At 51.7% G+C, this 24,940-nt stretch carries 22 protein-coding genes and 2 tRNA genes; 11 read left to right on the forward strand and 13 right to left on the reverse strand.

Annotated features, from left to right (window positions below):
• Positions 1-68: 68 nt before the first annotated feature.
• Positions 69-1,310 (reverse strand): sensor histidine kinase, encoded by a 1,242-nt coding sequence (locus tag Q0W37_RS01065; protein ID WP_297697923.1) that lies wholly within the window; start codon positions 1,308-1,310, stop codon positions 69-71.
• Between the two features lie 201 nt (positions 1,311-1,511).
• On the opposite strand from Q0W37_RS01065, the gene Q0W37_RS01070 reads away from it, so the two are divergent.
• From Q0W37_RS01070 to Q0W37_RS01100, 7 genes are all read left to right on the forward strand, one after another.
• Positions 1,512-2,366, forward strand: coding sequence for a sigma-70 family RNA polymerase sigma factor (locus Q0W37_RS01070; RefSeq protein WP_297697925.1), 855 nt, complete (start codon positions 1,512-1,514; stop codon positions 2,364-2,366).
• Positions 2,367-2,482: 116 nt separating this feature from the next.
• Entirely contained in the window at positions 2,483-4,249 is a 1,767-nt protein-coding gene (locus Q0W37_RS01075; RefSeq protein ID WP_297697927.1) for a S41 family peptidase, read from the forward strand.
• Positions 4,250-4,269: 20 nt separating this feature from the next.
• A complete protein-coding gene (locus Q0W37_RS01080) occupies positions 4,270-5,043 on the forward strand; it encodes an ABC transporter permease (RefSeq protein ID WP_297697929.1) in 774 nt (257 codons plus the stop codon).
• Positions 5,044-5,080: 37 nt separating this feature from the next.
• Positions 5,081-5,395, forward strand: coding sequence for a DUF721 domain-containing protein (locus Q0W37_RS01085; protein WP_297697931.1), 315 nt, complete (start codon positions 5,081-5,083; stop codon positions 5,393-5,395).
• A gap of 80 nt (positions 5,396-5,475) precedes the next feature.
• Positions 5,476-7,392 (forward strand): DNA topoisomerase (ATP-hydrolyzing) subunit B, encoded by a 1,917-nt coding sequence (gene gyrB / locus Q0W37_RS01090; protein WP_367186218.1) that lies wholly within the window; start codon positions 5,476-5,478, stop codon positions 7,390-7,392.
• Positions 7,393-7,396: 4 nt separating this feature from the next.
• Complete coding sequence (locus tag Q0W37_RS01095; RefSeq protein ID WP_297697935.1) at positions 7,397-8,401, forward strand: polyprenyl synthetase family protein; 1,005 nt, start codon at positions 7,397-7,399, stop codon at positions 8,399-8,401.
• Positions 8,402-8,460: 59 nt separating this feature from the next.
• Positions 8,461-8,533: transfer RNA gene (locus tag Q0W37_RS01100), tRNA-Ala, on the forward strand.
• 91 nt (positions 8,534-8,624) lie between these two features.
• Here Q0W37_RS01100 and Q0W37_RS01105 read toward each other — a convergent pair.
• From Q0W37_RS01105 to Q0W37_RS01125, 5 genes are all read right to left on the reverse strand, one after another.
• Complete coding sequence (locus Q0W37_RS01105) at positions 8,625-9,095, reverse strand: hypothetical protein (protein ID WP_297697937.1); 471 nt, start codon at positions 9,093-9,095, stop codon at positions 8,625-8,627.
• Between the two features lie 45 nt (positions 9,096-9,140).
• Positions 9,141-10,595 carry a sigma-54-dependent Fis family transcriptional regulator gene (locus Q0W37_RS01110; protein WP_297697939.1) on the reverse strand — a complete coding sequence of 485 codons (1,455 nt, stop codon included), beginning with the start codon at positions 10,593-10,595 and terminating at the stop codon, positions 9,141-9,143.
• Positions 10,596-10,620: 25 nt separating this feature from the next.
• The gene (locus tag Q0W37_RS01115; protein ID WP_297697940.1) at positions 10,621-11,793 is read right to left on the reverse strand and encodes a serine/threonine protein kinase; all 1,173 of its coding nucleotides are present in this window, start codon (positions 11,791-11,793) and stop codon (positions 10,621-10,623) included.
• Between the two features lie 13 nt (positions 11,794-11,806).
• Positions 11,807-12,487 carry a tetratricopeptide repeat protein gene (locus Q0W37_RS01120; RefSeq protein WP_297697941.1) on the reverse strand — a complete coding sequence of 227 codons (681 nt, stop codon included), beginning with the start codon at positions 12,485-12,487 and terminating at the stop codon, positions 11,807-11,809.
• 88 nt (positions 12,488-12,575) lie between these two features.
• Positions 12,576-13,013, reverse strand: a complete 438-nt coding sequence (locus Q0W37_RS01125; protein WP_297697943.1) for a DUF3332 family protein — start codon at positions 13,011-13,013, stop codon at positions 12,576-12,578.
• A gap of 322 nt (positions 13,014-13,335) precedes the next feature.
• On the opposite strand from Q0W37_RS01125, the gene Q0W37_RS01130 reads away from it, so the two are divergent.
• Together Q0W37_RS01130 and Q0W37_RS01135 are read left to right on the forward strand one after the other, a co-directional pair.
• Positions 13,336-14,859, forward strand: coding sequence for an extracellular solute-binding protein (locus tag Q0W37_RS01130; protein ID WP_297697945.1), 1,524 nt, complete (start codon positions 13,336-13,338; stop codon positions 14,857-14,859).
• Between the two features lie 20 nt (positions 14,860-14,879).
• Positions 14,880-16,652, forward strand: a complete 1,773-nt coding sequence (locus Q0W37_RS01135; protein ID WP_297697947.1) for a diguanylate cyclase — start codon at positions 14,880-14,882, stop codon at positions 16,650-16,652.
• A 112-nt stretch (positions 16,653-16,764) separates the two neighbouring features.
• Here Q0W37_RS01135 and Q0W37_RS01140 read toward each other — a convergent pair.
• From Q0W37_RS01140 to Q0W37_RS01150, 3 genes are all read right to left on the reverse strand, one after another.
• Positions 16,765-16,838: transfer RNA gene (locus tag Q0W37_RS01140), tRNA-Pro, on the reverse strand.
• A gap of 73 nt (positions 16,839-16,911) precedes the next feature.
• On the reverse strand, positions 16,912-17,634 hold the full coding sequence (locus Q0W37_RS01145; protein ID WP_297697949.1) for a hypothetical protein: 723 nt from the start codon (positions 17,632-17,634) through the stop codon (positions 16,912-16,914).
• 17 nt (positions 17,635-17,651) lie between these two features.
• Positions 17,652-17,903, reverse strand: coding sequence for a hypothetical protein (locus tag Q0W37_RS01150; RefSeq protein WP_297697951.1), 252 nt, complete (start codon positions 17,901-17,903; stop codon positions 17,652-17,654).
• Positions 17,904-18,139: 236 nt separating this feature from the next.
• Between Q0W37_RS01150 and Q0W37_RS01155 the strand changes: the two genes are divergently transcribed.
• The gene (locus tag Q0W37_RS01155; protein ID WP_297697953.1) at positions 18,140-19,045 is read left to right on the forward strand and encodes a cation diffusion facilitator family transporter; all 906 of its coding nucleotides are present in this window, start codon (positions 18,140-18,142) and stop codon (positions 19,043-19,045) included.
• 8 nt (positions 19,046-19,053) lie between these two features.
• Here the strand turns inward: Q0W37_RS01155 and Q0W37_RS01160 are convergent, their stop codons facing one another.
• Together Q0W37_RS01160 and Q0W37_RS01165 are read right to left on the reverse strand one after the other, a co-directional pair.
• Entirely contained in the window at positions 19,054-21,438 is a 2,385-nt protein-coding gene (locus Q0W37_RS01160; protein WP_297697955.1) for an HD domain-containing phosphohydrolase, read from the reverse strand.
• A gap of 133 nt (positions 21,439-21,571) precedes the next feature.
• Complete coding sequence (locus Q0W37_RS01165) at positions 21,572-22,669, reverse strand: tRNA-dihydrouridine synthase (protein WP_297697958.1); 1,098 nt, start codon at positions 22,667-22,669, stop codon at positions 21,572-21,574.
• 105 nt (positions 22,670-22,774) lie between these two features.
• Between Q0W37_RS01165 and Q0W37_RS01170 the strand changes: the two genes are divergently transcribed.
• Positions 22,775-23,161 carry an HU family DNA-binding protein gene (locus Q0W37_RS01170; protein ID WP_297697960.1) on the forward strand — a complete coding sequence of 129 codons (387 nt, stop codon included), beginning with the start codon at positions 22,775-22,777 and terminating at the stop codon, positions 23,159-23,161.
• Positions 23,162-23,235: 74 nt separating this feature from the next.
• Here Q0W37_RS01170 and Q0W37_RS01175 read toward each other — a convergent pair whose 3' ends face one another.
• Positions 23,236-23,940 (reverse strand): pseudouridine synthase, encoded by a 705-nt coding sequence (locus Q0W37_RS01175; RefSeq protein WP_297697962.1) that lies wholly within the window; start codon positions 23,938-23,940, stop codon positions 23,236-23,238.
• Positions 23,940-24,935: a hypothetical protein gene (locus tag Q0W37_RS01180; protein WP_297697964.1), complete on the reverse strand. Its 996-nt coding sequence runs from the start codon at positions 24,933-24,935 to the stop codon at positions 23,940-23,942. Before Q0W37_RS01180 ends, Q0W37_RS01175 begins: the two co-directional genes overlap by 1 nt.
• Between the last annotated feature and the right edge of the window lie 5 nt (positions 24,936-24,940).

Consider the following 24,940-nt stretch of genomic DNA (forward strand, 5'->3'; position numbering starts at 1 on the left):
TTCCTTGTTTACGTCACCACTCCGGCCCTTCGGCAGGCTCAGGGACCTTACACCTCATTTTTAATTTTTCATTTTTCCAGTTTTACCATCAGTTCGCTTATATATACTCCGTCTTCGATTTTCGTCGTGTAGGTATAGCGGTCCTTATACATCAACTCCAATCTCTTTCGGAACGTCGCAAGCCCAAGGCCACTCGAATTGGATTTACTCTTCCGCGGGAAATTGCTGTTTTCGGCGCGGAAATAAAGTTCATCATTCTTCTGTTCGATCAAGATATGCGCAAAGCTCTTACCGTCCGGATTCACGCAATGCTTCATCGCGTTTTCCATCAAGGGCATCATCACGAGCGGCACCACCTTCGTCTGCGGATTTTCCAGACGGACATCAAATTTCAAGTCAAAATTTTCATCGAGTCTCAGCTTTTCCAAGTCCGCATACTTTCCAAGAATTTCGACATCCTCTTTCACCGAAATGTACTGGTCCGCCGTCTGGTAGAGCATCATGCGAAGCAACTGCGAAAGTTCCGTCATGCTCTTTTCGGCAAGATCCGGGTCCAGGCGAATCAGGCTTGTGATGTTGTTCAAGGTATTGAACAAAAAGTGCGGACTCAGTTGCTGTTTCAAGAAGGTGAGTTCATACGCCATCTCGGTACGACGCTTTTCACGCAATATAAATTCTCTAATCAGCGAACGCCACACAAAGACGATCGCAATGCATATGAGGCAGCCGAGCGCCAAGATAATAAAGAACGTTATCGGGGTCCAAATCGAAAAATGTTCGCGGACATTTCTAAAGCAGTAGGTCGCAAAGAAATCCACCAAAGATTCGTTCGGGTTGCGTAGCATTAAAAATACGGCGAACTCTCTGCAGGTAAGCGAAATGGCAAGGAGAACGGAATTGCAAGCAAAATACGAAAAATACTTCTTTCGGAAAAAGAACTTCGGAACAAGCAGGCGCAGATTCACAAAGAAGATAATCATGGTCGCAAGAAGCGGCACATAATAGCCAATCATGTTCCAGATGTCAAAGTCGTTTGACAAGGGTGCGGTCGGGTCCAGAATCAAGATAAGCGGGAACAGCAGCACAAAAAGCCACGCCAAAAACGCCACGGCATATGTCGGGACCGGGTAATACTTGATGCTTTCGTCCTTGAGGAGCGCCACCAATTCGCGTTCACCACGGTCAAACTGGGCTTCTTGCAGTTCGGCGAGCCAGTTTCTCTGGTTTCTGAAAAACCTTTTTATGGATTCCAGCACGGATTCCCCGCATTTTTCCGCCTGAACCGATACATTTTTTTCGTCTTTTGTCATGATTTGGTCTCTTTGAACGTAAAAATAGCCCTTATTTGGGCAAATTTCAGCCCTTTATGACAAAAACGTGACAAAAGTGCCTTTTTCTTTGACGAAATTCATAAAATACTTTTGCAAACTAAAGAGTAATCTATGACACTTCAAAATCAAAATGGAGGTAGATTTACAAACGTAAACAAAACAACAAGCAACGAGGTAAATATGACAAAGAATATGCACGTTCGTGATGACAGGGATGTTTATTTCCAGTATCTGAACGATATTTCTAAATATCCGCTGCTTACCAAGGAACAAGAAAAAGTCCTTCTGCAGAAAGTGCGTGAAGGCAGCCGCGAAGCCATGGATCTGCTCGTCAAGAGCAACCTCCGCTTTGTGGTGAATATCGCAAACCTTTACAAGGGTCAGGGCCTCGACGTGAACGAGCTCATCAACGAAGGCAACATGGGCCTCATCGAAGCCGCACGCCGCTTTGACCAGAACCAGAAAATCAAGTTTATCAGCTATGCCGTATGGTGGGTTCGCCAGAACATCACCCGCGCTATCGCCGAACGCGGTCGCCTGGTTCGCATCAGCGCCGAAAAGGAACTCGTGCTCCGCCGCTTTGCCAAGAAGGGCGGCCAGATGCACCAGGTCGTAGGCGGAGGCCTTATGCTTGACCCGAAAAGCCTCGAAGGCGTTTCCAAGTACAAAGCCGACGATATCGAGAAAATCCTGATGATGGGCAACAAGTCCACCTCCCTCGATACCCCCGTAAACGAAGACGGCGACATGACGCTTGGCGACACCATTGCTGCGGCGGAATTCCGCACCGACGAACTCGCCGAACAGCACAACCGCAACAAGCTTTTTGACAAGGCGATGAACAACAGCCTCTCCGAACAGGAAAAGGAAATCATCCAGCTCTATTTCGGCTTCAAGATGGATTCCGACCTGAACCTGAAGGAAATCGCCCCGATGGTAGGCCTCTCCAAGGAACGCACCCGCCAGCTCAAGGATTCTGCGCTCGAAAAGCTCAGAAACGAACAGCTCGCCCGCGTTTTGAATGACGCCGCCTAGTTTTGACTTTTTTTCTCTCTCTCCTTATATTAAAAACCGGCCTTTGGGCCGGTTTTTTCCGTTTTTAGGCATTCACCGAATAAATGAAATTGTATTTTTAAGCCATGAATTTCAACATGCTGAACTTTCGCACTCTTTTTGTAGCAGGACTTTCGGCCCTGTGCCTTACGACAAGCCCTTTTGCGGCTAAAGACAAGAAGGACGCTCCGGGCGACTTCTACAACGAAGTCTCGCGCCTGAACAAGGTGCTTTCCGAAGTCAACCGCAAGTACGTGGAAGACGTGGACCCGACCGAGCTCACCGATGCAGCCCTGAACGGCATCCGCAACATCCTGGACCCGCACACAGCGGTTTTCTCCCCCAAGGACTACGAAAGCCTGAAAGTCTCGATGGAAGGAAAGTTCGGCGGCGTAGGCATTACTATTAGCCTCCGCGACAACATTCTGACCGTGATTTCGCCCTTGTCCGGCACTCCGGCATTCCGCCTCGGCATCCGCGCAGGCGACCGCATCCGCAAAATCGATGGCAAGGACACCAAGGGACTCACCCTCGACGAAGCGGTGAACAAGCTCCGCGGTAAAATCGGCACCGACGTGACCGTCTCCATTGAACGCGAAGGGGTTCCCGACCTGATGGACTTCACCATCACCCGCGCCGAAATCATCGTGCACGCCGTGCCCTATTACGGCATGGTTTCCAAGGATATCGGCTACATCAAGCTCGCCACCTTTAGCGACAAGACCACGAGCGACGTGGAAAACGCACTCCGGAGCCTGCAGAAGCAGGGCATGAAGAAGATTATCCTCGACATGCGCTACAACCCGGGTGGACTCCTGAACCAGGCCATTGAAATCAGCGAACTGTTCCTGAAGCAGGGGAACGTCATCGTGAGTACGCGCGGCCGCACCCAAAAAACCGAAAGCCACGCCCGTAAGAACGGCATCGTGAAGCCTGACGTGCCGATGGTCGTCCTTTTGAACCAGGGTTCCGCCAGCGCCGCCGAAATTGTTTCGGGCGCCCTCCAGGACTGGGACCGTGCCTTGATTATCGGTAAGACCTCCTTCGGTAAGGGCTCCGTGCAGACGATTTTCCCGCTCGATAACCAAGGAAACGCCCTCAAGCTCACCACGGCCTTCTACTACCTGCCCTTCGGACGTTGCATCAACAAGCCCGAAAACGGCATCAAGGGCCTTAAGCTTTTGGAAGAAGAATACGCCGACGAAGACGGTGCAGAAAAGGCCGACTCCACAAAGAAGGACACCGCCAAGGTGGATACCTTCTACACCAACAACGGACGCATGATGTTCGGCGGTGGCGGAATCACCCCCGACGTCGAAGTGGAACTCGCCCCGATGCCTTGGGTGGTGCAGGTTCAGGAACGCATGGCGATGTACTTCAAGTTCGCCGTCAAGATTCGCCCCGACCTCGAAAAGGCGGGCGTCAAGATGGACGCCAACTGGGAAGTCCCCGACAGCCTGTTTACGCAGTTCCGCGACTTCTGCATGAAGGACACGAACTTTACCAAGGTGAAAAGCAACGCGCTCGTCGGAGTGGACCAGCTTGAAAAGAGCATTATCCGCGAACAGAACTACATGGGCGACAGTGCAAAGACCGTGAGCGATTCCACGCTTGCCCAGCGCATCGCCGACATGCGCTCTGCACTCGAAAACAACCGCAACGCCCAGTTCGAAGAAAACAAGCAGTATATCAAGGACGGCATCAAGCGCGAACTCTTGACCGCATTTATCAACGACTCCGTCAGCACCGCGTTCTCCTTGAAGCAGGACAAGCAGCTGAACGAGGCTATCAAGTACCTGAGCGACATGAACCTCTATAAGAAGGCGATCAGCGCTCCGGCGAAAAAGCCCTCCAAGAAGAAGTAGGACTTTCCTTGATTAACTTGATGAACAGAATTGCAGAAAGTCTGGGTAAGTTTATCCGGAAGTTTCTGCGTACGGTGGTGAACTATTTCAGGTTCGTATGGATGCTTTTCAAGAGCATTCCGGGTGCGTTCAGCAACTTTCACACCACCGTCGAACAGATGCAGCACGTGGGCCTCACGAGTATCCCCGTGGTGGTGGCAGCGTCCCTAGCGACCGGCGCCATCATGGCATGGCAGCTGGCGTACCAGTTTGCAGACATCATTCCGCTCATGTTTGTGGGCATGGCAGTCGGCAAGTCGGTGATGGTGGAGCTCTGCCCGATCCTTACCGCGATGGTGCTTGCGGGCCGCATCGGGGCCTCCATGTGTTCGGAACTTGGCACCATGGCCGTGACCGAGCAGCTCGATGCATACAAAGTATTAGGTTTAAGTCCCTATAAATTTTTGCTCGCGCCGCGCCTGATTGCAACGGTCATCATGCTCCCGACGCTTACGATTATCAGCATCTTTATCGGCATCGTGGGCGGCTACGAAGTGGCGCACCTGTACAAGGACGTATCTTTCTCCGTTTTCTTTTACGGTGTACGCATGTTCTACCGCGACTGGGACTTGGTCGTGGGCCTAATCAAGGCGACCCTCTACGGTTACTTTATTGCAAGCTACGCCTGTTTCTTTGGCTTTACCACGCACAGTGGCGCCGAAGGCGTCGGCAAGAACACCAAGGCCACCGTTGTCGCCGGCATGACAAGCATCCTTATCGGCGGATTCGTTCTTTCCAAATTGTTGCTGCTGTAATTCCTAATTCTGAATCTGAATTCCGAATTAAAAAACTATGTTCAATCGCAGAAAAAAGCCTGTTTGCGGCAAGGATCCAGAAGACATCAGCGTTCTTTTGCAGATGGTCCTGGACAAGGCGCACATCACCGACGAAATGGCCCTGGAAAAGCTTTCCGAAGGGTTTGAAAACATCGTGGGAGCGCTCATAAAACCGCATGTTCAAATCGTTAAATTCGAGCGCAATATTTTGACGCTAAAGTGCGACAGTTCCGCGTGGAAACAGGAACTTTTCTTGCAGAAAAAAGCTATTATTGACAAGTGTAATTTATTGCTCGGAAAGCCCTCCGTCAAGAATATCCTTTTTGTCTAAAAAAGGCAGCGCGGCACGGTTCCGGCACATAGTTTTAGAAGAAGAAAACAAGGTAAAAAATGGCAGAAGAAACTGAAGAAATGAAAAAGGCCGAAGAGGACTACAGCGGTTCCAGTATTACCGTTTTGGAAGGCCTCGAAGCGGTGCGCGTGCGCCCGGCCATGTACATCGGCTCGACCGACATCCGCGGTCTCCACCACCTGGTTTGGGAAGTGGTCGACAACTCCGTGGACGAAGCCTTGGCCGGATTCTGCTCCCATATCGAAATTTCCATTTTGCCGGGTAACGGCATCCGCGTAACCGACAACGGTCGTGGCATTCCGACCGACATCCACCCCAAGGAAAAGGTGGGCACCATCCAGGTCGTGATGACCAAGTTGCATGCCGGCGGTAAGTTCAACAACAGCTCCTACAAGGTTTCTGCAGGTCTCCACGGCGTGGGCGTGAGCTGCGTGAACGCACTTTCGAACAAGCTGGTTGTTACCGTGCGCCGCAATGGCCGCGTCGTGCAGCAGGAATTTGCCCGTGGCGTTCCGTGCGGCCCGCAGGTGGACCTCGGCGAAAGCGACGGTACGACCGGTACTTCTGTCGAATTCTACCCCGACGATACGATTTTCAGCGAAACCGTCTACGTGTACGACACGCTCGCCACGCGTTTCCGCGAACTCGCCTTCCTCATGAGCGGGCTCCGTCTGACGCTTACCGACGAACGCACCGAAGAAAAGCACAGCGAAACCTTCTGCTACCCCGGTGGCGTTTCGGAATTCGTGCGTTTCGTGGACGAACACCGCACCCCGCTGTTCCAGGAACCGATCCACCTGGTGCTCCCCGACGGACAGTATCCGCTCGAAGTCGCCATGTGGTACAACGACGGCTACCAGGAAAACTTCTTCAGTTTTGTGAACAACGTGAACACCTACGACGGCGGTACGCACGTGACTGGCTTCAAGACCGCCCTCACCCGCGTCATCAGCAAGTTCGCGCAGGAAATGCCCAAGGGCAAGAAGGACATCCAGATTACCTCCGACGATATCCGCGAAGGTTTGACCGCTGTCATCGCCATCAAGGTCTCGCAGCCGCAGTTCGAAGGCCAGACCAAGCGCAAGCTCGGCAACTCCGAAATCGCAAGCTATGTCGCCTCTGCATTCGGTGCGAAGCTCGACGAGTACTTCCAGGAAAATCCGGCAGCAGTCAAGACGATTCTCGACAAGGTTTATAACGCCGCCGTAGCCCGCGAAGCGGCCCACAAGGCACGCAGCCTCGCCCGCCGCAAGAACGTTCTCGAAAGCGGCGGACTTCCGGGCAAGCTCGCCGACTGCTCCAGCCGCGACCCCAAGGAATGCGAACTGTTCATCGTGGAAGGTGACTCTGCAGGTGGTTCTGCAAAGATGGGCCGTAACCGCGAGTTCCAGGCAATTCTCCCGCTGCGTGGTAAGATTCTGAACGTGGAAAAGGCGAGCCTCCACCGCGTGCTCGACACCGAAGAAATCCAGAACCTGGTGAATGCCATCGGTTGCGGTCTCGGCACCGAATGCAAGCTCGAAAAGCTCCGCTACAACAAGATCGTCATCATGACCGATGCTGATGTGGACGGCTCCCATATCCAGACCTTGCTCCTCACCTTCTTCTTCCGCTACATGCGTCCGCTCATCGACGAAGGTCACGTGTTCCTCGCCATGCCGCCCCTGTTCAAGCTCAAGGTCGGCACCAAGGAAACCTACCTGTTCGACGAGAACGACAAGGACGAAGCCATGGCGAAGCTCGAAGACAAGAAGAACGTGACCGTAAGCCGATTCAAAGGTCTTGGCGAAATGTCGCCGGAACAGCTTTCCGAAACGACCATGGACCCCACCAAGCGTTTCTTGAAGCAGTGCTACGTAGAAGACGCCGTGGCCGCCGACCAGATCTTCAGCATGCTCATGGGCGAAGACGTGGAACCGCGCCGCAAGTTTATCGAAACGAACGCCTACAAGGTCCTGAACGACCTGGATGTGTAAGGTCATGGCTCCGAGCAAAGAAGATTTTCAGACCGTGCTGACGCAGGCGCGAGGGCTTGTCCAGGAGCAATTGAAACTCACCGAAAAGGTGATTTTCAATGTTGCGAAAAATGCACCTGCAGGAATCGGCGAACGCCTTGAATCGCTTTTCCAGCGCAAGGGCAAGCGAATCCGTTCGACGCTCCTTTGCCTAATTGCGCAGAGCGGTTCGCAGAAACCCGACAGCCAGCGCGTGGCTCAGGCCTGTGCAGGCATCGAGCTGTTGCACCTCGCAAGCCTTGTCCACGACGACATCATCGACGGCACCGACATCCGCCGCGGGCAGAAGACCGCCCACAAGGAATGGGGAACGCAGGTGGCCGTCCTTATTGGCGACTACGTTCTTTCGCAGGCCATGCAGTGCGTGATCGACGAAGAATCGCACGACATTCCGACAGTTCTTTCCAAGGCAGCAGACAAACTAATCGCCGGTGAAATTCTGGAGTTGGACCAGTCCGGCAACATGCGACTTTCGTTTGAAGAATACGACCGCATTATCGACGGAAAGACCGCAGCCCTGATTGCAGCGGCCGCCCGCATCGGCGCCATCCTCGCCGGATTTGACAAGGAAAACATCGACAAGTGCGCCCAGATGGGAAGCCACTTCGGCATCGCCTTCCAGATTATCGACGACCTTTTGGACTACGGTTTCGGAAGCAAGAACCTGGACAAGGCGAAGTTCACCGACCTCGGCAACGGACTCATCACGCTCCCGCTGCTGTACTACTTCGAAAGTTGTAACGAGCAGGAACGCACCGAGATGGAAGCCCTAATTGCAAAGGCGGAAGAGGCCGGAGTCCCCGAAAGCATTATCGAAAAGCTGAACGAAAAGGAAGCTTTCAAGAAGGCGAAGACAAACGCCCAGGGTCACTTGGAAAAGGCTCTCGAAATTGCTCAGGAACTTCCGAGTTCGCTCTTCACCGAAGAAATCGTCCAAATGTTTTCTTCGATGGACAACCGCGGCAATTAGCCGGCAGAAACAGGCACTTGACAACGTAGGCGCTTAATTCTATATTTCGCCTCAAACCTGGGGATATAGCTCAGTTGGTAGAGCGACAGGTTCGCAATCTGTAGGTCATGGGTTCGACTCCCACTATCTCCATAAAAAAGACTAGAACAACGTTCTAGTCTTTTTTAAATAAAGATTCCCGCCTACGCGGGAATGACATGCAAGGTTATACAGCGAAAGATGTCTAATGGTTGCCGCGATTCCAGTCGGACGGAGGTGGCTCACCCCCAAAAGGACGTCCCCCCGGCTGTTCCCATTTCGGGTTCTTGGAATTGTTGTTGTCGAAACGGTTTTCAGAACGGTTGAAAAACGGACGCTGGTCGCGCGGTTGATTTTTCGGGAAATTGTTATCGAACCGGGGCATTTCTTCCCGATTATTTTGGTTTTCCTTTGCGAATTCCTGACGGAAGTTTTTCTTTTCCGCAGCAGAACTGTTGCGCAAATCCTTCAAGATTTGTTCCCTGGCCTCACGACGCTCAGCACGCAGCCGCTGCCAGTCCGCGTTTTCCCGCGCGTCCAGATTTGGCTTTTCCCGCGAAATTTCGCTTTTTTCGGCAGGCGTCGGAACCGAAGATTCCGGACGTTCCGAAGACGGAGCGGCATAAACCAACGCCGCAGCCAACATCAAAGTCGATATGAGAACAGTCTTTTTCATACACAACCTATTGCAAATTCCGTGCCAAACATTCAATCGTGTGGCCTACTTTTTGAAATCCTCTTTTTTCATTCCGAGCCTTTCCATGATTTCGCGCAAAACCTTGCGGTCAATCCCCAGAATGGTCGCAGCAAGCGTCAAGTTCGCATTGCTATCCCTCAAGGCACGGCCAATGACATCGCGCTCCACAATTTCGCGGGCTTCCTTGAGCGTACGGGGCGATTCCTTCGCCTGCGTCTGCACATCGCCGAGCCCCAAATCGTTCGGCTGCACCACTCCATGAACAGCCTGCACCAAGGCCTTCTGCACCTTGTTTTCAAGTTCACGCACGTTCCCCGGCCAATGATAACCGAGCATCGCCTTTTCTGCATTACGACTCAGGCGGAACTTTCCGCGGCCATATTCCGCGCCATAGCGTTCTAGGAATTCTTCGGCCAACAGAATCACGTCCTGTCCGCGTTCCCTCAAGGCGGGCATTACCACAGGCATCACCTGAATGCGGAAATACAGGTCTTCCCTGAAACGTTTCGCCTTCACCGCTTCTTCCAAATCCACATGCGTTGCACTGATCACGCGCACGTTCACCGGAATTTCGCGATTGTCGCCCACGCGCGTAATGTGCTTTTCCTGCAACACGCGCAAAAGTTTCACCTGCATATTCATAGGCAGTTCACCAATTTCGTCGAGGAATATGGTTCCGCCGTCGGCCTCTTCAAAGAACCCCTTACGAGTTTCGATCGCCCCCGTAAACGACCCCTTGGCATGCCCGAACAAAAGAGATTCCATCAGGTGTTCAGGGATAGCGCCGCAATTGACGGGAACAAACGGCTTGTCGGCCCTGGGACTATGCCTGTGGATATACTTCGCAATGACTTCCTTACCCGTACCCGTCTCGCCACGGATAATCACCGGCATCGGAAGTCCGGCAAGCTTATCGGCAAGCTTGACAAGGTCCGTCATGACCTTGCTCGAATACACGATACCGTCCTTGCGGACAACGTTACGGAATGTTTCGAGCGATTCCTTGTCGCGAATACGGTCGTACGCCGCAAATGCAAACTTTTCGCAGACCGTCACGAAAGAATCAAAAAGGGCGCTGTCATCTTCGGTAAAAGGCTCCTTACGGGCAGCACGCTGCAAATAAAGGTAACCCGACTCACTATCCGGCGTACGGAACGGAGAAACCATAATACTCGTGAGCTGGTTCTGTACAATCGACTTGGACAAATCCGCCGAATCGTCGTCTAGCTGGTTCCACACCACGGCACGCTTTTCGGCCTTGGCCTGCTTGACCGCCGAAATGGAAATCGACACCTGCTCCGGGGCACTCAAATGGAGCGGACTTTCGCCGCCGATATCCAGGACGGCCGCATCGGCATGAAGAACGTTTTTAGCGACTTCGAGAATCTTTACGAATAGGGACTCCGGTTGCACCTCGTCAAGCAGAATCTTCACGACATCGAGCATCTTTTCGGTGGCAAGCATTGTTTCCGACTTCATGGTTTCCTCGTTTTTTCAGCAGTCGCTAGGGCAGGTCATTCTCTGCAGGTGTGGGCAAATCCCCGAGTTCGTTCAACGGGATCGATTCCAAAACGGGCTGAACCTGTTCAGGGCGTTCCGGGGCAGTTTCCAGGCTTCTCGATTTTTCGAGCAGCAGGTTTCCCGTCGCGTCGATGTCGGGACTTTCGTTCCGCACAAGGGCCAGCAGAGCACATATAACTAATATAAGTCCAAAAAGGCCTAAAACGACAAATTTGAGTCCACTTTTTTTAGATCGCAGGGCCGCTTTTTTGTAGGGTAACGGTACTTTTTCACCATCCGAGACATTGCGCGGGAATTTTCGCCCCATTTTTTCGCTATACACACTTTCGGCATACTTCTGGACAGCCGTCGAAAGCGACACCGCCCCCATACCGAGCGAGGCGAGCGCAATCTCCAAAAGTTCATCCAGTTCGTCGAAATCTTCCGCGCGGGAATCGGGAGCAACGCGCAACAAGGACTTCCACAAAGGTTCCAGGGCAGAAAGCTCCTGCGCACTGCATAAGCCGATTCCATAAAGAATTTCTGTCACATCGACCTGATCGATAGATGCACTTTTTGCAGCCATATCGTCGTAGCCAGAAGTTTCCAGGAGGTCACGCCCCGAAACCCAACGGAACAGCAACATTCCCAGGCTAAACAGGTCGCTTTTTGTGTTAGCGCCCTTTCCCTGAAAGCGTTCCGGAGCGGCAAACGCCAATGCGCCAGGCCCCACGATTCCGCAATCAATCAGCACCGTATGCAGATCCTTTCCCGTGCGGCAAAGTATCACGTTCGAAGGGTTCAAGTCGCCATGATGAATACCATTCTTTTCAAGGGCATTCAAAGTCTGCGCGATTTCGCGGAGAAGCCCCAAGGCTACAGGAACAGGCATTGGCAAAACCGTAGCCGAGTCCACGCCCTGAATAAAGTCATAAACAAGATAGGGAATGTTTTCGCGGGAACCCGATTCACGGATGCGGTAAAGCCCCTGCAGGTTCAAGCGTTCCAGTTTTTCGACAACAGTCTTATCGTAACAGACGTCCTTTCCGTACCATTTTAGGACAAATTCACTACCTGCAGCAGCAATTCCGTACACGTCGGCTTCGCCACCGCGGTGCAACAGGCTGCAACCGGCAACCTGGTCTAAGATACTGACTTTCGGAGCTGATCCATTCATCCGATAACCGCGCCTACAACCGCCCCGACAAGACCATCGACTTCAGGGAATCTTCCGCCACAGAAGTCCAATAACGCAGCGACTGGTTCTGGGGAGAATGCTGCAAGCCCGCAGACCAGGTATCCCAAGCCGATTCCACATCGCCCTCGTTCCAATAAATATTTCCCAGGTTAATGTAGGCCGAGGCAAACTGCGGCTTACGTGTCAGCACCAGGATAAAGATATTCTTTGCAAGTTCTACGTTTTCCGCATTGCCGCTATTGGAAAGTATCAGCGCCTTTAGGTTGTAGCTAAAGTAGTTCGCGCTATCCAGCTGAATAGACTTGTCCAGCAGGGGAATCACGTTCGCTTCGGCGTTTTGCGCCATCGTCGCACGCGCCAAGTAAAAAAGGCACGTCGAATAATTGGCATCGATACGGCCACTGCTATCGATATTCGAAAGAATCCTGAATTCCCTCGAAGCCCTTTCCCAATGTTCAAAAGTCGGAATCCGCAAATGTTCCGCCTCTTCTGCCTCGGCATAATAAGACAAGGCAAGGCCGTAGCGGGCATCCCGATTGGCGGGTTCAGCATCGAGCACCTTCGAAAAATTCCGAATCGCACGGTCGTAATCGCCAATACGCAAGGCATCATTTCCGCGTCGGACATCGTTTTCGACGCAGGACACCAGCAAAAAAGCGATTAAAGGCGCCAATATGTAACAAACTCGCCTAAGCATGTTTTAAATATATATAAAAAACCCCGGCGGAGCCGGGGTCCCTGAAATTCAACCAAGTAAAAGATTACTTTTCGATTTCGTACTGAGCAACGACGTTGCCTTCGTTGTCGAGAGCGCGGACAACGTTTTCGTCGCGCTGGAGAGTGAGGTTGGCCTTTTCACCCTTGGCAGTGGTCACTTCGACGGACATGGAACCATCGGCGTTCTTCACGGCGGCGATGGAGTTGCCCTGGGCATCCTTTTCGAAGTAGCTGTCGCCAGAAGCGAGCGGGTTAGAACCGGTCCAGAATTCAACGGTGTTCAGCACGAGGCCGTCCACGAGGAACAAGCAGATGCCGTACACCGGCAGCCAGAACAGGAAGAAGTGAACAATGGAGTTGATCCACTTGTCACCCAGGGTGCCGTTCCAGTCGTGAAGCTTGTTGAAGCAAGCGTTCTTGCCATAGCAGCCGGAAAGAACGATCATGCCGGCGCAGAGAAGGGTTACAATACCTTTTTTCATTTTTACTCCTTGAGGTTAGATATTGTCTTATTTAGACGAGATAAATATAATTAAAAAAACAGAATTGAACTTTTTCTGAAAAATTTATTTTATCTAAAGGATTTTTACCCCGTAAAGGCCCTTTTCCGCTCAATTTTGAACCTTTTTTAGATTGTCGAGCCTAGAATTTTTTCTTTTTTTGAAAAAAAAATCGCCCAAAAGTATTCTTTTTTTTACATTTTACTTTTTTTGTATTATATTAAGGTGAAAAATATCACACATTGAAAGTTTTTTTTATTTTAGGATTAAGACTTATTGATATCTCGATATCATGGAGTGACAAATGGGTAATAGATTTGATATGATGAAACTGACTGTCGTTGCTTCTTTGCTTGCGGCCGCAACTGCCTTCGCAGCCCCCAAGCCGCTAACCGTATGGATTATGCCCAACGGAGCCTCGCCCCAGGAGACTCTCGAGAAAAGACTTGACCTGTACACCCAAAAGACCGGTATTCCCACCAAGGTCCAGGTTCTGGACTGGGGTGAAGCATGGAACCGAATTACATTAGCCCTATCCGGTCAACAGGAAGCCCCCGATGTTCTGCAATTAGGAACAACCTGGATTCCCTATTTTGCTTCGCGCAACGAAATCAAGCCCCTGAATGAATTTTTAGGAAGCATCCAACCCGACCGGTTCGTCCCGGTCAGCTGGAACACGACGCATATCGACGAAGATACCGTCATCTATTCCATTCCTTGGTTCATCGACATTCGCGCCATTCTTGCGAACCAGAGACAGCTCAAGGAACATGGCATCACCAAGGAATCCGTGAGCACCTACGAGGGCTTTAGGGAAGCCATTCGCAAGGTTAATGCCAAGGACGAAGTTCTCGAAGACGGCGCCCATGTTCGCGGATATGCATTCCCGGGCAAGAACGACTGGAATATTCCCCACAACTTCGCCCCCTGGATCTGGAGCAACGGCGGATCGTTCATCAAGAAGGACGAGAACGGCAAGTGGAGCGCAAACATCCTTTCCAAGGAAACACTCACCGGTATTGCAAGCTACCTGCATTTCGTGATGGACTCGTTGGTTTCAACAGACGCCCTGCAAAACAACACAGCCCAGATTGCGCAACAGTTCAATAACGGCGAACTCGCCTTTATCGTGAGCACCTCCGAAATCGTGATGCAGACCCGCATCCACGGTAGCCAGGGAGGCCTTTCCAACGCCCGTATCGGAAGCGATAGCGTTACCGTCATACCGATTCCGAGGGGTAAGACCGGCAGTGTCAGTTTCATCGGCGGTTCGAACCTGGCTATCCCAGCAAAGAACAATCGAGCCGAAGCCGTCAAGCTTTTGCAGTTCCTCGTGAACGATGAAAACCTCGACGCCTACACCAAGCAAATCGGCATGTTGCCCCCCTCCAAGAACGTATTGCAGGACTGGGCAAAAGACGAAAACTATAACGTACTCGTCAACGCCCTCGAAACAGGCCGCGCCTACGTAGCCATTCCCGAATGGGGCGAAATAGAGCAGTTACTGGGAGCCATGTTCAGCACCGTGTGGGAACAGATGGAAATTCCCTCTCTCTATTCCGAAGAAAAGCTGTACGAGATTTTCCAGAACTTCACCGTCGAAATCGACAAGAAGTTGAACTACCCCTCAGCAAACATCATGACCCTCGCCGAATTCAAGGAAATTTGGAGTGCGGTCAACGCGACTTCCGAAAAGAAGCCTGAAGTCGCCACCACGGATTCCACGGAAAGCGCCGCCGAAAGCAACATGCAAAAGGCTCCGTTCGTTTTCGTGACAGTCCTTATCCTCGGGTTCCTGTTCGCGTTCTTCCGCAAGAGAAAAAAGTAACGCATTAAGGTTGGGTGAGTATGCCAGCGGTCGCGCTTACAGATTTCTCGCGAAGCATCGTATTCAAGGTACTTCTCGTATTGATAATCGCCATGACGCTTGTCGTCACGGGGAGTATCTTTATTTTCAACAACAGGCAAGCCGACCTGTTGGTTGAATGGAGTTACAACAACAACGAAGCGCTGATCAACCAGATTGCCACCATGTCGACCAACGAGATGAAGCAATTTGGTGACCGACTCTCCCTGCTCGCCAAGACTTCCGAAATCCAGAGCATGGACCCGACCACCGCCGCCAGTTACATCAAGAGCTTCAACATCTCGTCGCTCTTCATTTCCGGCGAAGCCATTACTTTGTACGACAAAGACAACAATTTTGTCTGCGACAATTCCATGGTCGGGCTCCCAACCGAATCGCCCTACCCCATTGATTTTTCTCGCATCACGCCTCACCGTCCGTACATAACGCCATGGTTCAGGGATTCCAAGGACGCCCCGCCCAAAAGGATTTTCGGCATCAACATTTCCAACCGCGCCGTAGGTGACGGAAGCCTCATTGCGAATTTCTCGCTCCGCAGACTCTGGACAAATTTCCCGGATTACAAAATCGGCAAGAGCGGTTTCCTGGTCGCGGTAAACGGCAAGGGAGACATCCTTTACCACCCGGATCTCAAGAAGTGGCTTACCGACACACACAATATCACCGAGCTCGGCTTCAAGAAAATGGACCCGCGCACCTACAAGGTCGAAAAGGCGAAGTTTGAAGTTCTGGAAGACAATGCGTCGTACCTGATTAACTACCGCTACGATTCCAACTACGACTTCGGACTGATCGCCTGCCAGCCCAAGAGTGAAATCGACGAGCTGATTTCTTCGGCGACACAGGCCAGTATCGCCATCCTCATCATCTCGATCCTGATTATCCTTATTATTGCCGGATGGATGTTCTATATGCTGGGCGTTCCCCTGAACAAGCTGATCCAGCACATCAAGTTGATCACCGATGGCAACCTCGACATCAACGAATTCAGTGTCGGCTCCCGTAATGACGAAATCGGTCAGCTGGGTAACGCATTCAACACGATGCACAACACGATCAAGCGGCAGATCGGCGAACTCAACGCCCACAGGGACATGCTGGAACAGGAAGTTCGCGAACGCACCAAGGATCTGGAACTGGCTAACCAGAAGCTCGATCTGATTTCGAAGACCGACGAACTGACGGGACTGCCCAACCGCCGCGACATGAACGAGACCATCGCAAACGAGGTCGGACGTGTTCAGCGTACGCACAAGCCGTTCTGTTTCATATTTATCGATATCGACCATTTCAAGAACATCAACGACACCTACGGACATGCCTGCGGTGACCTTATCCTGAAATCTGTCGCCCAAACCGTTCGCACCCTGTTGCGCAAGTACGACGTTTTCGCACGCTACGGCGGCGAAGAATTCCTGACGCTGCTTCCTGAAACTGACCTCGAAGGAGCGGCTGTCGTTGCCGAACGTTTCCGCAAGAAGATTGAGCAAATGACCGTTCATTATGCGGACTTCACCATCAAGGTGACGATTACCCTGGGCGTATCGCGCTACGACGAACGCCTTGGTGCAGACCGAAGCATCCAGATGGCGGACAAGGCGCTTTACCGAGGCAAGGAAAGCGGACGTAACCAGGTGATCGTATGGGAACCGGAATGGGTTACCGAAGCCGACTATGAAGCGGCAGCAATCGAGCTTGCGGCACAGAAGAAAAACGCCGAAAGCAATGCCGAAAAATTGAACGAAGAAAAATAGCGAAAGCAACACACGAGGTTATATTCAAAAAAGGAACCCACCCGCCTATGAACTAGCGGGTGGGTTTCGTTATACAAAAAACACCGGAAGATTTACTTCCGGTGTTTTTATATCGGGATGACTGAATTCGAATCAGCGACCTCTTGAACCCCATTCAAGCGCTCTACCAGGCTGAGCTACATCCCGTTGGTTCTGGTGGGTCAAAATTAGATAAAAAAAGGCTTTTTTGCAAGGCTAAAGCCCCAAAAAAGCCAAAATTTTACTTCCAGTAGCCGACAATCAGGATTTCGGGAGTTGCCTTGGGATACTTCTTGCTCTTGAACGAGACAATCTTGCGGATACTTTTCTGCTTGAGTTCCCAGCCCTCGCGAGCAAGTCCCTTTGTCGAAATCGTAATTTTCAGTCCCGGCACCTTTCCGCCTTCCTTGATCTTGTCGAGCTTATCGACATTGAGCATCACGGGCTTGGTCTTGATGCTGAACTGCTTTGCAGATTCAGGATCCAGCGTTAAATCCGGACGGGATTTCTTGTCGGTTTCCCAGACATAGAAAGACCATTCACGAGATTCCCCCTTGCCGTAATAGCCTGCATCAAACAGCTTTTCTCCGAAAAAGAACGGAGCCTTGACAATGCCATCCATCGAAGTGGTATAGGGCTTACCCGTAGTATCGACTAGAACGACAACCGGATTGATCTGACCTTCCATATTCGAGAAATCAAAGTCGAATTCGATCGTAACCGTTCCGTTGGCAGGAATCTTGGGCGGATACTTGAAATTAGACATTCCCACCCCCTGTCCCATTACCGTTTCCAGGACTATTTCCTTGCCCGAAATGTTCGCTCCCTTAAGAACGATATGCTTAGTATCGCCCTGGTCCACATAACCGATCGGATAAGTTTCAGGAACAAAACGGATTGCATCGTCGGCAAGGGCGCCAACGCACATCAAGGAAGAGGCCAACAGGATAGTTTTCAATTTCATGCCACAAATATACAAAATCAGGAACCCAAGGTACAGCCCAGGGCACTCAGCACGTAATTTTCGCTTTCCCCGTTACGGTAGAAGGGCAACAGGATTTCGTCGTCGACCAGGGAATCGTCAAAACCGTTCAGCTGGAGCTGTTCGTCGATACGGCGCTTGAACATCGAAAAGCCACTGTTCCAGGGTTTCGATTCCACATTTTCATAACCAGCTTCAGAGAAAACGTCAAGCTTGTAGTCCTTGCGCGTGTACCTATTATTTTTAGTCATATCAGTCCTTTTTTTAAGGCACCGACAACCTAGAAAACCAGTGCCTTTCTGTGCATATAATATAGAATTAAGCAGATGTCATATTATGACATTTTCAACATTTGAAAGACAGGGAGGGAACGGGATATCGATTTTTTACTCTACCAAAGCTAATGGAGAATAGCACCCGTAACGGATAAATTTCTGAATAGGGACTAGCGCATTTGTTATATTATGGGCAGCACATTTTACAAGCCATGACCCGTATCGTAAAAAAAGATGACAGTTCCGAAGTCCGCCGCATCACGTGGGTTGGACTCGGATGGAACATTGTTTTGTCGGTCGGCAAGTTTTTCGCAGGCTATTTCGGAGGGTCACAGGCCCTTATCGCCGACGCCATCCATAGCGCATCGGATTTTATCACCGACATCGCGATTATCGTGGGGTCCAGATTCTGGAATTCCCCGCCCGATGCAGAGCACCCCTATGGGCATCGTCGTTTCGAGACGCTGATTTCGGTCGGAATCGGACTTGCCGTGTGCGCCGTAGGCTTTGGACTCGGCTATAACGCCGTCATCGCCCTCAAGGACGGAGTCCAGTCAAAACCCGAATGGATTGCCGCCATCATGGCAGCCGTTTCTATCGTTGTGAAAGAGGCGCTTTTCCGTTACACGCGAAACAAGGGGCGCGCCATCCGAAGCGAAGCGGTCGAGGCAAACGCCTGGCATCACCGAAGCGACGCCTACAGTTCCATCCCGGTACTGGTCGCAGTCCTTTTCGGAATCCTTTTCCCGGACCTCTGGTTTGCTGATTCCGTCGGCGCCATCATTGTGTCGGTATTCATTATTCATTCGGGATTTGAAATCGCATGGCCGGGAATTCACCGCGTCGCCGACGAAGGCGCCAGCGAAGAAGTGTCGCAGAGGCTGAAAAGCATCGCTCTCGCCTGTCCGAACGTAATTAGCATCCACGGGTTCCGTTCACGCTACGTGGGCTCCGATCTGCACGTAGACCTGCACGTGGTTGTTCCCGCCGAGATGACGCTCCTTGCAGCACATGACCTAGCCGAAGAAGTCGAACGCCAGCTCATTGAATCGGGCGAGAACGTAGTCGATGCGCTCGTACACATCGACCCCTACGACGAAAGAAAAGCGAACAAGTAGAAAGACCTCTACATGACTTTGGGGCGGCCGGTCTGCATTTTCATTAGCGTATCGACAATTTTATCCCAGTGTTCTAGCGCCACCTTGCCAATAGCCGGGTCGTACATGACACCGAGATTTTTCTCGATTTCCTTGCGGCAGTAGTCGAGCGACATCGCATCGCGGTAGACGCGCTTACTCGTCATGGCATCGATCGAATCCGCAATGGCAATGATGCGGGCACCGATAGGAATTTCTTCGCCCTTGAGCCCCTCGGGGTACCCGCGACCGTCAAAACGTTCATGGTGATGCAGCACGATCTGCACCAATTCGTGCGTATAGTTCGACTGCATCAGGATCTTTGCACCAATGATCGGATGCTGCTTGATAATCGAGAATTCGTCATCGGTCAGCTTACCCGGTTTTCCGAGCACATTGTCGCTGATGCCCATCTTGCCGATATCATGCAGGTGTGCCGCATGCGTAATCAACGATACCGAGGCCTCAGAAAGGCCAAGGAAACGCGAGAGCAGTTCCGTATACGCCTTGACGCGTTCGGAATGGTGTGCCGTATAGGAATCCTTCGCTTCTTCCACCGAAATCAGGCAGGTAATCAGATCCTTCAGGTTCTGGTTCTCGTTGTTTTCGGTCGGTTTGTGATAGCGCACCTTGTCGCGGTACATGTTCAAGTCCGCTTCCATTTTCCAGTCGCTAATGGACTTGCGGATACCCGAGTCACTGCGAAGCCTACTTTCACCGACGGCAATCGACAAATGGTAAAGGGCGTCCTTGTTGTATTCCTCGATATTCCTTTGCAGGCTGGAATACAGCAGGAACAGGGAATCCAAAGGCGCCTTCGTCACTACGGCAAATTCGTCACCGCCGATTCTAAAGCAATTCCCGTGAAGTCCATAAGCTTTCTTGATGGATTTTCCAGCTGCGATAATCAGGGCGTCACCCGCCTGATGCCCGAAGGTATCGTTTGCGTACTTGAGCCCGTTTAGATCCATCAAGACCATCGTCCAGTTCCCGGCATCGGAGTCTTCCATGGCAATACTTTTGAGCAGTTCGTCAAAGGCAAGCCTATTTTCAAGCCCCGTCAGAGCATCCGTCGTCGCGACATCTTGCAGATGTTCGTTCATCACGCGGAGCTTGCTGTTAATTTGTTCAAGCTCGAACGAAGTTTCGCGAATGAAGGTCGCCATACGGGCCGCAAGCGGAAGCCTAGTCGTCATTTCGGAGCGGATATCTTCTGTTTTTTCAGGAGTTTTCTCGACTGCGGCACCTTCACGCATCGAAGCGATGACAAGCGTAATGTTATGCTGGTTCAAGTGTCCCTTTTCGCGCAGGAATTCCCCATGCGAAAAGAAGCCCGTACTCGAAGCAAGCCCCTTGAACGGAGTGATTTCGTAAGTCGGTTCGCGCTGCGACCAGAACGCCTTTCGCGCCGCACACGAGAAAATGTGTTGCACCTCGGGCCCAAACTGCCTACATTTTTCACTTTCTTCCCTGATGCGGTCCACGATCAATCCCGGCTCACCATACGAAAGCCTGATAATGGAACCTTCATCGATATCGGAAGACATCGTGAGTGAACCGTCGGGATTACTCGAGCCCGGTGCGCGGACGATAGAGACACCATTATGCTCGTACAGCATCGGGAACTCAAGCGCATTGTAGAAGAAATTCTGGTCGTTCTTGATATTCAGATACTTGTTATAAACTTCGTAGGCGGGAATTCCTCCCAGCTCGTAAAGGATGTTCCCTTCGGAACGGGTTACGTGGAAATTACGGCCGATCGGTTTCCATCCGCTAATCTTGCGGGAATCGACATAAAATTCGGGACCGCCAAAGAACAGCACCAAAAGGCCAGATCTTGTATAGCCGCCTTCTGACGAGAAAATGCAAGAATTCGGGCTCGTAATATCGGGAGAACAGACGATGCCACCGAATACTTGGATATCGGATGCAAGGTCATCGAGCCCTTCGCAAAGGGACGTTGTCGAGAACGGGGAGATACAATGGTAAATTTCGACAGCCTTGACCCATGGATTTTCCTTGGTCACATTGACAATATGCCGTGCGATTCCACCGACAGATTCCCGATTATAATCATATTGGCGAACCGTGAACTTGCTCGTCGGCTTTTCGAAAATAACGGCAGATACAGAAATATCCGTAGAGACTTCACAATCAACGATATTGCCACTGGTAGAATTGCCCACCCAGGGCACATCGGGAAAGAACCTTTCCAGGCAGTCCCAAACCGGCTTCAGCTTTTCGGGTTCCAGAATCGCCGAATGAATCTGGAAATACATTGTCGGGGAACCATGTTCCTTATACCATTTGCTGAACAGGGCGATTTCTGTTTCAAACGAAACAACGTCTTTGTAGTTAAAGATTTTGTTTTTCATTCTACCATATCCCGATATTTGAGAATAACTTACATCCAATATAAATTATATAAATGGAAATTTACAATTTCGAACAAAAATTGCTTAAAAATTTTATTCCAAGTTGGAATATTCTAATGTTCGGGAAATTACACTATCGGCCGGCAAATTGGTCACCGAACTTGAGTTCGGTTTCCTTGGCACCGTTCAGATTGACAAGTCGATCCGGAGAAAACAGCATGTCGCGAGCAGGCCCTTCCTTGAGTGCTTGCAGGCGCTCGAAAAACTCTTCTGCAGTCTGTGCCGTAAGGAGCAACTGACGAATATGCAGGTCCGGGTCATCAAAGCCTTTGCAGAGGCGAGCGGACAGTTGCTTGAGGCGGCCGAGCGCCCCCATTTCAGTGGAGCCGTCCTCGAGTTTAAACTTGTAGTAAAGCGGGAACACGTCGAGCGCCTCGACAGCTGTCATCTGACGTTCCGGGCACCCTTCCCAGGCATCGGCAATTTGTCCGAAAATCCACGGGTTATGCATGGCACCGCGGCCAATGGACACGCCCGACACTCCGTAGGTTTCAAGACGCTCTCGGGCGGTCGCGACGCTATTCACGTCGCCATTCCCGATCACGGGAATCTTGGCCGCGGCAGCAACTTTGCCGATCCAGTCCCAGTTGGCAAGGCCGTTGTACCCCTGCAGCCTGGTGCGGCCATGCACCGTAAGCATCTCGACGCCCTCTCCCTCGGCAATTTTGAGCGTTTCCATCACGTTGATGCTAGAATCGTCCCAGCCGATGCGGCACTTGAGGGTAAGCGGAATGTCTACGCACGAAGAATCGAGCGCCGCCCGGACGTCATGCAGGATTTCTTGCAAGCGCGGCAGGTCGCGCAATAGTCCCGAGCCGCTCCCCTTCCCCGCGACCTTGGGAGCGGGGCACCCCGCATTCACCTCGATGAACTCCGGGTGAAGGGCCTCGGCAATTTTTTTAGCGGCAGCGGCCATCCTGTCCGGAAAGCGGCCAAAGATTTGGACGCCGAAGGGGCGTTCTTCGGGGAAGAACTTTAACTGCTTATGTCCTTCCAGGCAAAAAACGGCATCCCCGTCGGTCGGAACGAATTCCGACACCAAAAGCCCCATACGGTTTCCCGACAAAACACGGCAGAGTCTGCGGAAAGGGGCATCCGTCACCCCGTCCATGGGACTGAGGATTGTATTCGGAAAAACGTCCAAATTTCTGAGCCTAAAACTTTTCAACATTTTAACCACAATTATTCACAAATAGTCCGCAATCAGCACCCGAAAAAAATATTTAATTTCGAAGTGAACGATACGCTAACTCGTTGATAAACCTATATTTAAGCCGTGGCAAATATAACTAAACAAGCACTGATTCAAGAAATCGCCAAGTCCACCGGATTTGTGCGTAACGACATCAAGACTGTCATCGAACAGTTTCTCGACCTTTTGGGCGAAAAGCTGATCGAAGGCAACACCATCGAAATCCGAGGCTTCGGCACATTCAGCTGCAAGCCGCGTAAGGCACGTCCGGCCCGCAACCCGCGCACCGGTGAAACCGTCCTTATCGAAGAACGCATGGTCCCCTCGTTCAAGTTCAGCAACGACATCAAGGACAAGATCAACAGCCTCGAAGCGCTTGTCGAAGGTGCCAATGCGAAACTGGAATCCGAAGGCCGCGACGTAATGCTTACCGTCAAGACGGAAGAAGACGAACCCGAAGAATCCGTCTAAGTCTTAGAGTTGTAAAGTTTATAATGCCCCGACCTTGTCGGGGCACTTTTTTTTGAAGGGAAAAGATCCCCGCCTTACGTCAGCGAGGCAATTTCTTCTTCGGTCAGGTAGCGCCACCCGCCCTTGCCAAGCGACGAATCCAGCACCACCGGGCCGATGGCTTCGCGCTTCAGGGTTTCCACGTGATTCCCCACCGCGGCAAACATGCGGCGAACCTGGTGGTACAGTCCTTCCCCGATCGAGATTAAGACGGAGTCACCGTCGACCTCGAGGGCCCGTGCAAGCACTGGCCTGCGTTCGTCCTTGAGCATCACGCCGCGAAGGAGTTCCGCCTTCTGTTCCTCGGTAAACGGGCGCGCAAGCGTCACACGGTACTGCTTGAGGTAGCCTTTCTTGGGGCTTTCCACCTTGTGAATAAAATCGCCCTGGTTCGAGAAAAGCAACAGCCCCGAAGAATCCGCATCGAGGCGCCCTACCGTCTGGATTCCCATCGCGGTAAAGCGATCGGGCAACAGTTCAAACACCGACTGGTGGTCGCGGGCATTGTGGCTACATTCCACGTCGAGCGGCTTGTCCATCATGACGTAGAGCTTTTCTATCGTCGGGACTTCTTCGCCATTCACCGTAATCGATTCCGGGCGTTCCTTGAATTCAAGAAACGGATCGTCAAGAACCTTGCCATCCAGTTCCACCATGCCCATACGCACCAGGGCACGAGCCTCCTTGCGCGAACCAAAGCCGATAGAGGCCAGCAACCTATCCAAAGTCAAAGCAGGCATCAGTCATCCTCCGACATCATTTTCATAATCTTGTTGCGGATAAATCCAAGTTCCGGAAGCTCACCCGTCTTCAGGATATGGGCACGACGGCGCCAGAACGTATACGCCATCACACCGCCGTAAAAGAGCGTCGTCAAGAAAAGCCCCAAAACTCGGCACAGGTTCACCGAGAACCGAACACGCCCTTCCGTGCGCGGTTCATGGTCGTAGGTCCAATCCATCCGAAAATCCCAATCGCCAATGTAGGGGTAACTCTTGAGAAAACCGTTCAAGGCTGCGGCGTAGCCCATGTGCTGGTATTCCATGCGGATGCCTTCTACAAAGCAACCGACAAAGCGCACCCGGAACAAGCGGAAGAGTGCTGACATCTCATGACGCACAGCCCACCAGGCACGGGTATCGAATTCGGGAGTCAGGAGAAGCGTCCAGAATTCCTTGTCCGAGAGCGAGCGCTTTTTTGTTTCCTCGTCATCCGGAACATCCGTCTTTTTTTCAGGTTCTTCTGCAGCAACCGGCTCCCTGGATTCAGGCATCGTTTCAGGTTCCTTCTTTTCGGGAACTTCCGATTCGACTTCCGAATCCACCTTCGGGGCGGTTTCCGTTTTGTCTACAGTTTCCTCCGACCGTTCTTTTTCCTGCTCCACTTTCGGAGCGGGTAGTTCGGTTTCCGACGTTTCTTCGGGCTCGGCTTGTTTAGGAGCATCCGCCTTTTCTACAGAAACGGGGACCTTCGCCACCTCTTCTAGAGCATCCACTTTTTCAGAAGGAGCGTTCTCTTTTTCGGAGGGAACATCCTCTTTTTCAGAAGGGGTTTCCGCCTTTTCAGAGGGAACTTCCTTGCCAAACTTTTTCTTGTAAGTGTAGAGAGTTTTCTTGAAAAAAAGGAGATGGACGCACACTCCGTCCAGCCCCGCAGAAAAATCAATCCAAAAAACAAACGGGAAAAACAGGGCGACAAGCGCCAAAGCACAAAGAACGCCCAGAACCCAGATCAAAACGA

This window comes from uncultured Fibrobacter sp. (genome assembly GCF_947166265.1).
Classification (GTDB): Bacteria; Fibrobacterota; Fibrobacteria; order Fibrobacterales; family Fibrobacteraceae; genus Fibrobacter.